This is a genomic window from Photobacterium sp. R1 (assembly GCF_054600795.1).
Genome location: NZ_BAAHZP010000919.1, coordinates 1 through 240 on the forward strand (window position 1 = coordinate 1; position 240 = coordinate 240).

Here is a 240-nt window from a genome sequence, read left to right on the forward strand (position 1 = left end):
CTTGGCCGGAAAATTCACGACTGCCATCACTTTCTTGCCAATCAATTCGTTTACCTCATACAAGTCTGAAATCTGAGCACTGCTTTTTCGCTGACCAATATCAGGACCGAAGTCCAGAAAAAGCTTATATGCTGGCCTTCTGGCTTCAGGGTATGCTTCTACTGCGACGATCTGCCCTACCCGTATATCGAATTTTTCAAAATCCTGCAATTCAATCAACATCACCACTCCGTATTGATT

Annotated in this window: 1 pseudogene; it reads right to left on the bottom strand. The window is 43.8% G+C overall.

Features of this window, described 5'->3' with window-relative positions:
- Positions 1-222: pseudogene (locus ACYP03_RS27750) on the bottom strand (tRNA-binding protein); the annotation flags it as partial.
- Positions 223-240: the final 18 nt, after the last annotated feature.